This is a genomic window from Kosakonia beeri (assembly GCF_054165705.1).
This window is the reverse complement of the sequence record NZ_CM135106.1, coordinates 1,777,931-1,788,655: the sequence shown is the minus strand read 5'-3', so window position 1 is coordinate 1,788,655 and position 10,725 is coordinate 1,777,931. Positions and strand designations below refer to the sequence as shown.

The 10,725-nt window shown below is 48.6% G+C and carries 8 protein-coding genes; 1 reads left to right on the top strand and 7 read right to left on the bottom strand.

What is annotated here, in order from left to right:
- Window positions 1–5: 5 nt before the first annotated feature.
- Window positions 6–989, bottom strand: a complete 984-nt coding sequence (wzzB, locus tag ACUY4S_RS08515; protein ID WP_458022629.1) for an LPS O-antigen chain length determinant protein WzzB — start codon at window positions 987–989, stop codon at window positions 6–8.
- A 209-nt stretch (window positions 990–1,198) separates the two neighbouring features.
- On the opposite strand from wzzB, the gene ACUY4S_RS08510 reads away from it, so the two are divergent.
- Complete coding sequence (locus tag ACUY4S_RS08510) at window positions 1,199–2,203, top strand: NAD-dependent epimerase (protein ID WP_312687681.1); 1,005 nt, start codon at window positions 1,199–1,201, stop codon at window positions 2,201–2,203.
- A gap of 29 nt (window positions 2,204–2,232) precedes the next feature.
- On the opposite strand, the gene ugd is transcribed toward ACUY4S_RS08510, so the two are convergent.
- The 6 genes from ugd to ACUY4S_RS08480 form a co-directional block, all read right to left on the bottom strand.
- Complete coding sequence (gene ugd, locus ACUY4S_RS08505; RefSeq protein WP_312687682.1) at window positions 2,233–3,399, bottom strand: UDP-glucose 6-dehydrogenase; 1,167 nt, start codon at window positions 3,397–3,399, stop codon at window positions 2,233–2,235.
- Between the two features lie 265 nt (window positions 3,400–3,664).
- The gene (gene gnd, locus ACUY4S_RS08500) at window positions 3,665–5,071 is read right to left on the bottom strand and encodes an NADP-dependent phosphogluconate dehydrogenase (RefSeq protein ID WP_312687684.1); all 1,407 of its coding nucleotides are present in this window, start codon (window positions 5,069–5,071) and stop codon (window positions 3,665–3,667) included.
- A 134-nt stretch (window positions 5,072–5,205) separates the two neighbouring features.
- Window positions 5,206–6,642: an undecaprenyl-phosphate galactose phosphotransferase gene (locus ACUY4S_RS08495; RefSeq protein ID WP_458022630.1), complete on the bottom strand. Its 1,437-nt coding sequence runs from the start codon at window positions 6,640–6,642 to the stop codon at window positions 5,206–5,208.
- Between the two features lie 48 nt (window positions 6,643–6,690).
- Window positions 6,691–8,118, bottom strand: a complete 1,428-nt coding sequence (locus ACUY4S_RS08490; protein WP_458022631.1) for a phosphomannomutase — start codon at window positions 8,116–8,118, stop codon at window positions 6,691–6,693.
- Window positions 8,119–8,122: 4 nt separating this feature from the next.
- Complete coding sequence (locus tag ACUY4S_RS08485) at window positions 8,123–9,544, bottom strand: mannose-1-phosphate guanylyltransferase/mannose-6-phosphate isomerase (protein WP_458022632.1); 1,422 nt, start codon at window positions 9,542–9,544, stop codon at window positions 8,123–8,125.
- A gap of 13 nt (window positions 9,545–9,557) precedes the next feature.
- On the bottom strand, window positions 9,558–10,712 hold the full coding sequence (locus tag ACUY4S_RS08480; RefSeq protein ID WP_458022633.1) for a glycosyltransferase family 4 protein: 1,155 nt from the start codon (window positions 10,710–10,712) through the stop codon (window positions 9,558–9,560).
- Window positions 10,713–10,725 lie beyond the last annotated feature (13 nt).

Here is a 10,725-nt window from a genome sequence, read left to right as displayed (position 1 = left end):
TTTTTTTACGCTCTGCGCGTGTAACTGCGAATGGCGTGCCGGGCAAGTACGAAAGCCGCCCCTAGCATTGCGCCTAGCAGAACAGCGATGATCAACACGAGGCTACGCTTCGGTCCGTCGCGCTGGACAGGCAAATCCGGCTCCATCACATAGCGGTAAGTGTGCATACTGGCTGGATCGGATTTCAGGCTTTGCACATCCAGGTATTCCTGGCGGAACTTGTAGTAATCCTCAGATAGCGCCAGCGGGCGGGATGCAGCGTTTTTGATCATCGACTCCAGCGCAGCGCTGCCCAACAGGAACAGCGTATCCTGAGAAACATTCTGCGCCTGTGTGATTTGCGGCGCGGTGACGTTTGCATCGCGGGCGATAGTCAGCGCCTGGGTGATTTGCTGCAAACGCAGTGCCTTTTGTTCCTGCGCCACTTTTTCTTGTGTATCCATCCCGGCTTGTAACTCACGCAGACGAGCCTGGATACTTGGCAGAAGTTCTTCGTTCAGCTCCTTGCTGGTACGCGCATCAACCTCGTGAATGTATTCGGTCAGTTTCTGTTGCGCTTCATCTGGGCTGGAAGCGCGGTAATTGACCTTCAGTGGCAGAGTCTGACCACTGACCTGATTATCAATTGATAATTCACCGCCAGCATTTTGTTTCGCTAAATTCTGCGCAAAAATCATAAACGCGGAGCCGTAGCGTTCAATCACCTGCTGACGAATATCCAGCATTTTAAGTGTGGGATCGTTACTGACCGTGCTGAATGCAGTAGCATAATCGGCGATTTGTCCGGCATCCGGCATAGTAATAACCGCGGTTGACGTCCACTTATGTTTGGCTGTGCTTAAATATGCAACAGCGATGGCAAGGGCCAAAGCGATAAAAATGACAACGATCCATTTTCCACGCCAGATCTGCAGGATTACATCAAATAAATCAATACCTTCACTATCATCATCGCGTCTTACAGCCGTGTTATTCTTTTCGTGTGTCATAGCAACCTTAATGCGGAAAGTAAAATATACCGATGAACGGCAAGTTTAACGACATTGCCTCATTTCACTATAGAATTTTTCTGACATTTTATTACTTGAGTATTACTCAAACAATGTGAGTAATTTCTGTATTTATAACTGATAGCGATCGCGCGACCATCATCATACAATAAGGGATTGCTGTTTTTTGATATCAGAAAGGATGAGAGATGAAATATCTGGTTACCGGCGCCGCCGGTTTTATCGGTTTTCACGTTAGCCAGCGCCTTCTACAGGCGGGCCACCAGGTCACAGGCATTGATAACCTGAATGATTACTACGATGTCAGCCTCAAACAGGCCCGCCTGGATCTGCTCAACGATCCTGCCTTCACGTTTCATAAGATAGACCTCGCCGATCGTGAGAAAATGGCTCAACTGTTCGCCGGGGAAAAATTTGATCGGGTCATCCACCTTGCCGCGCAGGCGGGTGTTCGTTACTCCCTGGAAAATCCTCATGTTTATGCAGAAGCCAACCTGATTGGGCACCTTAACGTGCTTGAAGGCTGCCGCCATAATCACGTACAACACCTGTTGTATGCGTCCTCAAGTTCGGTTTATGGCCTGAACCGCAAAATGCCATTCTCAACGGATGACACCGTGGATCACCCGGTTTCACTCTATGCGGCGACTAAAAAAGCCAATGAACTGATGTCGCACACCTACTCCCATCTTTATGGTTTGCCGACCACAGGCCTGCGCTTCTTCACCGTATACGGCCCGTGGGGACGCCCGGATATGGCGCTGTTCAAGTTCACCAAAGCAATGCTGGAAGGGAAAAGCATTGACGTGTACAACTACGGCAAAATGAAGCGCGACTTTACCTACGTCGACGATATTGTTGAAGCGATTATTCGTTTGCAGGATGTGATCCCCCAGGCGAACCCGGAATGGACCGTGGAAACCGGCACCCCCGCAACCAGTTCTGCGCCTTACCATGTCTATAACATTGGCAACAGCTCACCGGTAGAACTGATGGATTACATCACGGCACTGGAAGAGGCGTTGGGAATGGAAGCACAGAAAAATATGATGCCGATCCAACCAGGGGATGTACTGGAAACCAGCGCCGATACGCAACCGTTGTATGAAACTATTGGTTTTAAACCGCAGACGTCGGTAAAAGAAGGCGTGAAGAGATTTGTGGAGTGGTACAAAACGTACTACAAGATGTAAGAAAAACGGCCCTGAGGGCCGTTTCTTTTTTAGTCGTTGCCGAATAAATCGCGGGTGTAGACCTTATCTGCCACATCCGCCAGCTCTTTTGCCATCCGGTTAGAGATAATGACATCGGATTCCTGCTTGAAGGCTTCCAGGTCGCGTACCACGCGGGAATGGAAGAATTCATCTTCTTTCATCACCGGTTCATAAATGATGACCTGAACCCCTTTGGCTTTGATGCGCTTCATAATGCCCTGAATAGATGAGGCACGGAAGTTATCAGAACCGCTTTTCATGATCAGACGATAAACACCCACCACTTTCGGTTTACGTGAAAGAATGGAGTCAGCAATAAAGTCTTTACGCGTTCGATTAGCATCCACAATGGCCGAGATAATATTGTTCGGCACCGACTGGTAATTCGCCAGCAGTTGCTTGGTATCTTTTGGCAGACAGTAACCACCATAGCCAAACGACGGGTTGTTATAGTGATTGCCAATACGCGGGTCAAGGCAAACACCTTCGATAATCTGGCGGCTATTCAGCCCCAGGCTCTCAGCATAGCTGTCCAGCTCGTTAAAGTAAGCGACGCGCATTGCCAGGTAGGTGTTAGCAAACAGTTTGATCGCTTCCGCTTCGGTAGAGTCGGTAAACAACACCTGAATATTTTCTTTGATAGCCCCTTCCTGCAGCAGAGCGGCGAAACGTTCTGCACGCGCGGAGCGCTCACCGATGACGATACGTGACGGGTAGAGATTGTCGTAGAGCGCTTTTCCCTCGCGCAGAAATTCAGGCGAGAAGATCACATTATCGATACCAAAACGCTCTTTAATGGATTCGGTAAAGCCCACTGGGATCGTCGATTTGATGATCATCACCGCTTGCGGGTTGATCTCATGTACGTCACGGATCACGGCTTCTACTGAGCTGGTATTAAAATAGTTGGTTTTCGGATCGTAATCCGTCGGCGTCGCGATAATGACGTAGTCTGCGCCGCGATAAGCATCGTGCTTGTCTGTGGTGGCACGGAAGTTCAGCGGCTTATTCTGCAAATACTCCTGGATTTCTTTATCAACGATAGGAGAAATCTTCTGATTAAGCATATCGACTTTTTCTTTCACGATATCCAGCGCCACGACCTCATGGTGCTGCGCGATCAGGATCCCGTTCGATAGACCAACATAACCTGTTCCGGAGATTGTTATTTTCATTCGATAAGCAACTTTAGTGAGTGTATGAAACCGGAGATGGCGACCCTGCCGCCACCGCTTATTATCAATAACTGTTGGGGTTTTTACCTCTTAAGTTGAGGGACTGTCAAGGCGGCAAACGGCGCGTAACGGCGGCGTTTATGCACCGTTTAGCAGGCAACGTTCAGGAAAATGAAGACGACGTCGCGTAACGGCGGCGATTCAGCGGAAAAAAAAGCCCGGTTACAATAACCGGGCTTGCTTTATCAACGGGCTGATTATCAGATTAATCCAGCCATTCAGTGTGGAACACACCGTCTTTATCAGTACGTTTGTAAGTATGTGCCCCGAAGTAGTCGCGCTGCGCCTGGATCAGGTTCGCCGGCAGCACCGCTGAACGGTAGCTGTCGTAATAAGCGACGGCGGCAGAGAAAGTCGGAACCGGGATACCATTCTGGACCGCATAGGCTACAACGTCGCGCAGCGCCTGCTGATAGTCATCGGCAATTTTCTTGAAGTACGGAGCCAGCAGCAGGTTAGCAATAGCCGGGGTTTCTGCATACGCATCGGTGATTTTCTGCAGGAACTGCGCACGAATAATGCAGCCAGCACGGAAAATCTTCGCGATTTCACCGTAGTTCAAATCCCAGTTGTGCTCGTCAGATGCGGCGCGCAATTGTGAGAAGCCCTGTGCATAGGACACAATTTTGCCCAGGTAGAGTGCGCGGCGGACTTTCTCGATGAATTCGGCTTTGTCGCCAGCAGGTTTAGCCTGCGGGCCGGAGAGGACTTTAGATGCGGCAACGCGTTGATCTTTCAGGGATGAGATGTAACGTGCGAAGACAGACTCTGTGATCAGCGACAGCGGTTCACCGAGATCCAGCGAGCTCTGGCTGGTCCATTTACCAGTGCCTTTGTTCGCCGCTTCATCCAGAATCACATCAACCAGGTATTTACCCTCTTCATCTTTTTTGGTGAAGATATCTTTGGTGATGTCGATCAGGTAGCTGCTTAACTCGCCAGCATTCCACTCGCTAAAGGTCTTCGCCAGCTCTTCATTGGAGAGGTTCAGGCCGCCTTTCAGCAGTGCGTACGCTTCGGCGATCAGCTGCATGTCGCCATATTCGATACCGTTGTGCACCATTTTGACATAGTGACCCGCGCCATCCGGACCAATGTAAGTCACGCACGGTTCACCATCTTCTGCAACGGCCGCAATTTTAGTCAGGATCGGTGCCACCAGCTCGTAAGCTTCTTTCTGGCCGCCAGGCATGATGGACGGGCCTTTCAGCGCGCCCTCTTCACCGCCGGAAACACCGGTACCGATGAAGTTGAAGCCTTCTGCAGAGAGCTCGCGGTTACGACGAATAGTGTCCTGGAAGAAAGTATTACCGCCATCAATGATGATGTCGCCTTTGTCCAGGTACGGTTTCAGCGATTCGATGGCTTTGTCGGTGCCCTCGCCCGCTTTCACCATCAGCAGGATGCGGCGCGGGGTTTCCAGGGATTCAACAAATTCTTTCACGGTGTAGTAAGGAACCAGCTTTTTACCCGGATTCTCTGCAATCACTTCTTCAGTTTTTTCGCGGGAGCGGTTGAAAACGGAAACGGTATAGCCACGGCTCTCAATATTAAGCGCCAGGTTACGCCCCATCACGGCCATACCCACAACGCCGATTTGTTGCTTGGACATCACATACTCCTGTCAGGTGTGAATACCCTGCCATGCTTTCTCTGGCTGGGTTAAGTAAAAGTAATGTTAACTCAGGAATACCCTAAGCTGGTAGCAATAGATGCCACTTGACGCCGCGCGCTGTCGCGCCTGTACTAATAAGCGCCATCCCGGCGAAGCACAACTTTAACTGTTTTGAAAAGAATGGCGATATCGTTCCACAATGACCAGTTCTTCACATACCAGGAGTCAAAATAGACGCGCGTATCGTAGTCTACGTCGTTTCGTCCGCTCACCTGCCACAAGCCCGTCATTCCGGGTTTCACCATCAAATAATAGTCCACATCCAGTTCGTAGCGTTCCAGCTCTTTTGTCACCACCGGACGCGGCCCTACGAGGCTCATTTCACCCTTCAATACGTTAAACAGCTGGGGTAACTCGTCAAGGCTGGTTTTGCGGATAAAATGCCCTACCTTCGTGATGCGTGGGTCATTCTTCAGTTTGAAATCCTTGTCCCATTCTTCGCGCGCTTGTGGATCATTCTCGAGCAAGTTTTGTAAAACCTCTTGCGAGTTCATCACCATAGAGCGGAATTTGTAGCACGGGAATAGTTTTCCGGCGCGGCCGACCCGCTGGTGCCCATAAATGGCTGGCCCACCGTCACGCGTCACCTTGTACCACAGGTAGATAAACAACGGTGATGAAACGAGCAGGATAAGCAGCGTGCATACAATATCAAAAGAACGCTTAAGGAAGCGCGAGGTGCGTTTCGCAAGGTTGTTATTGATGCGCAGCAGCATCACTTCATGGCTGAAAATAAAAGACATATCAGTGTTATACAGCGGCAGTCCTCGCAATGAAGGAATGACAGTTACTGAGCGACACTGATGTTTGGACAACTCCCTCAGCCAAGCGACCGTCTTGTCTATCTCATCGACATCGAAAGCAATGATAAAATGCACATGTTTAAGATCGGGATCCTGCCAGATGTCATCAGCATCTTTGTAAACCGGGCAATCGAGAAGCTTGTCCTGCGTTGTCTCGTCATCAAAGAAAGCCGCGACTTCAAATCCCAGCATCTCTTCACTTTGCAGGGCAAACCAGGCTTCGCGTGCGTTCTTACCGCTGCCCAAAATGATGGTTTTCTTTTTCCAGATACCAAACCGATTCAACAAATACTTCGTGGTAAAGCGGAAAAAGGGCACCATAAAGAGCGCCAGACTCCAACAGAACACCCAGACAAAACGCGAAAACTGCCATTTTGTAAAAGCAATCAACGCCAAATCAAAGATCGCAAAAATGATGATTGTACGCAGGATCTCTTTCAGCTCATACCAAAACGGTTTGCGGTAAGAATAGTGACGCAGGCGGATTAAAAACCACGCGACACAGGTTAATGACAATATAAAATGGGAAACAATACGATATTGAAACTGCTCCTGCGGGATGAAACGCTGTAAATCATCGAACAGAAAATAGACTAGCGCCAGTGCAAAAACCAGTGACAGATTAAAAAAGATAAAATCAGACAGCGCGAGAAAAAACTGACACAAGAAGGGCTTATAATTATTTTTCACATCCTTAAATTCCATTATCCCCTCACGATTCTAATTGATTGGAAAGCTGATTTACGTTAGTCATCAGAAGTTATCCTCAATATGTGAGAGAACCACTCTGACTAACTCATCTGCTTTGTCTGAAGAGGCGGACTCAGCATAGCATCGTAATTCAGGCGCATTGCCGGAGGGTCGGAGATGAATGATATCGTCGTTGTTTAACCGCAACCTGACGCCATCCGTCATATCCTGTCCAACAACGCGCGCATCAGCTAAACCGCAAGCGTTTAGGACCCTCGCAGGGTCATTCACAAGTTTATCCCGCAAAGCAACGCTCCGGGCGGGAGAAAAATTCTGCAGTCTATTCGATGAGGTATAACGCGGTGGTAATTCCGCTAATTGCTGACTGATCTTTTTGTGCTGACTTGAAACCAATACCGTCACTGCTGGCAACAACGCATCACGGGTTGGTAATGCTTTCAACGTACGGCCCGCATGGTTGACATCACTGGCTAACAGATAGCCACCATTGGCTTCGAAACCGGCAACTTGACCGAATTGTTCCAGTAATGCGTCAAATGCAGCGATAACATACGGCGAGCCGATTCTGGTCAGCACAACGTGAGGGATCAAACCGCTAGTCGAGATAACGCTGTTACTGCTCACCGGCACTGCCGCTGCATCAATACCCAGATGCGAAGAGCATAGTAATCCGAGAATATCGCCACGCAGCCACTGTCCCTTCTCATCGCTCAGTAGTGGCCGATCGCCATCACCGTCGGTTGAAAATACGGCATCCAGGTCATACTCGCGTAACCAGTTTATCGCCCGCTGCCGATCCTCTTCGGATACCGCTTCAGTATCGATAGGCACGAACTGATCGCTACGGCCAAGGGAAAAAACCTCAGCGCCGAGCATCGCAAACAGTGCAGGGTAAATATCCCGCCCGGCGCTGGAATGTTCGTAAATACCAATCCGCATTCCGGCAAGGGCATTTTCAGGGAAGAATGAAGTATAACGCGCGATATAGTGCGCGCTGGCATCGTTGTTAACCGGCAATTCAGGCAATCTGGTAGGCAAGGAAAAACGGGTACTTCCCGTTAAAATTACCGCTTCGTCAGACTTCGTTATTTCCCCCGTAGGGTGATAAAACTTCAACCCGTTTCGATCGAATGGGATATGGCTACCGGTTATCATGATAGCCGGGATTTTTTTCTCAAGTGCAAAACAGGCCAGTCCCGGAGTGGGAATAACACCACAGTAACACGGCTTGAATCCCATATACTCGACGACCGCGGCGCACGCTCGTGCCATATCATAACTACTCGGGCGGTTATCGATACCAATCGCAACGGTATCAAAAGTATACGTGGCAGCAGTCGTACTCAAAAAATTAGCAGTAAAAGCACCGCACACTTGCGGTGTGAAATGGTGCACCAGTCCCCTTGCGCCGCTGGTACCAAACTGGATGTTCGAACTGTTAATCACAACATTGCTTAAAAAGTCTGACATTTTATTATTTCTCTGAAACAGGATTTACTACACGAATGACATCGTCTTCGCTTAAATTTTTGCCTGATTGAATTTCAATGATTTCCAGAGGAGTTGAATCCGCATTTGCCAGTATATGGACCAGACCTGCAGGAATAAATGTTGACTGGTTTTCTTCGACGAAATATTCACGGTCTTGAAGAATCACCTTTGCGCGCCCGGATAGTACCGTCCAGTGTTCAGCACGCTGATGATGGATTTGCGCAGCAAGTTGCTTTCCTGGCCGCACGGTAACTTTACGAACAAGGTAATCCTCTCCTTGCACTAGCGTATTAACGCTTCCCCAGGGCCGATAGATCTCGCGGTGATCACGATGCTCAGTTCGGCGGCTGGACTTAAGATGCTCAACCACTTTTTTCACATTCTGCACGTGGCCTTTATCCGCAATCAAAATCGCATCACAGGTCTGGACCACGACGGTATTTTGCAGCCCTAAGGTCGCTACCAGCGCGTCTTCCGAATGGACATAGATGTTATGGCAGTCAAACTCGAGGACATCCCCATGTTTTACATTGCCGCGTTCATCCTTTGTAGAAATATCCCACAACGACGACCACGACCCGACATCAGACCAGCCGGCATCCATTGGTACGACAACAGCATGATCGGTGTGCTCCATCACGGCGTAATCAATGGATTCCGCGGGACATTGCGCAAAAGCCTGCTCGTCAATCCTTACAAAATCTAAATCCTGATTGATCCGCGCCATCGCGCGTTCGCACTGAGCAAAAATATCGGGGCGGTATTTTTTTAACTCAGCCAGGTAACTTTCAGCTTTGAACATGAACATACCACTGTTCCAGTAGTATTCACCGCTGGATAAATAATCGCAGGCTATATCATAGCTAGGTTTTTCAACAAATTCGGCAACAACAAATGCCCTGTCACCTTGAGCCTGTCCACGGCGAATATAACCGTACCCGGTCTCAGGATGGGAAGGAACAATACCAAAAGTCACCAGTTTATCATGTTCGGCATATTCAACGGCCTGCCTGACAGATGCAATAAAGGCATCTTCATCCTGAATAACATGATCAGCAGCCAGCACTAACATGATTGGATCCACATTGTGCTGTTTGTTTTGGAGGAGCGTAAACGCCGCTAAAGCGATGGCCGGGGCAGTATTACGACCTAATGGCTCCAGAATAATATTATTAGCCAGTTTATCGATAGCGCGCAGTTGTTCCGCAACAAGAAACCGGTGCTCGTTATTGCATATCACGACAGGCGGATTAGTTTGTAATTTTTCCAGGCGCTTGACCGTTTGTTGCAGCATGGTTTTGCTGCCGCCGACCTGCAAAAATTGTTTTGGATACATCTCCCGCGAAAGTGGCCATAAACGGCTTCCGCTGCCGCCAGCCATGATCACTGGCATAATATTTTTCATAGCGCTACCAACATTAACCTTTTACCTGCCGATAACGGCAAAAGTCCGCCCATTTTGATTCGACATATTCTTTTATTTCACGCTCAAAACGCTGCTGTGAAAAACGCTCAGCATTTCTACGACATGCTTCCGGGGTAAATATGGATCTGCTCTTCTCAAAAGTTTCAACAGCTTCAACAATGGCGCTGGCGGTCTGTTCCGCAAAGAAAACGCCCGTCGGATGGCTGTGTTCCGGCGGGATGACGGTCTCGAGTGCCCCCCCTTTACCAAACGCGATCACAGGCGTACCACAAGCCTGGGCTTCAACAGGAATTATGCCGAAATCCTCTTCAGCGGCAAACACAAAGGCTTTTGCGTTTTGCATATGCTCGCGCAAAACTGCAAATGACTGATAGCCCATCATTGTGACGTTGGCTGCAGCAGTTTTTTTAATTTTCTCGAAATCCGGACCGTCGCCAATAACTATCAGTTTTTTGTCAGGCATGGCATTAAACGCTTCAACAATCAAACCGATTCGCTTATAAGGAACCATCCTTGATGCTGTCAAATAAAAGTCAGACTTTTCGGTTTTCAGCTCAAAATCATCTACGGCCACCGGAGGATAAATAACATCAGCTTCGCGACCGTAAACTTTTTTTATTCTACGAGCAATGTACTGGGAGTTTGCCAGAAAATGATCGACGCCATTTGCTGTACGGTAATCCCAAATACGCATTTTGTGCAAAATCCATTTGGCCAACCAGCCTTTTAATCCTTTATTGAGGCCAGACTCTCGTAAATACTGGTGTTGAAGATCCCATGCATATCGAATAGGTGAATGCACATAGCTAATGTGTAATTGATCCGGGCCGGTAATCACCCCTTTCGCAACCGCATGCGCGCTGGAGATAACAATATCCGCCGCCGAAACATCCAACTGCTCAATAGCAAGCGGCATTAGCGGGAGATATTTTTGATAATATTTTTGCGACTTTGGCAGATTTTGGATGAAGGTTGTCTTCGCATTTTTATTAAGGAAATGTGCACGTTGTTCCGGCGTAAGAAAATCGACCACCGAAAAAAGGTCAGCCTCAGGAAAAGTCTTTAGTATTTGTGCGGAAACTTGCTCTGAACCTGCATAGCTTAACAGCCACTCATGAACAAGGGATATTTTAACATCGTTTTTCATTGAAATGACCTTG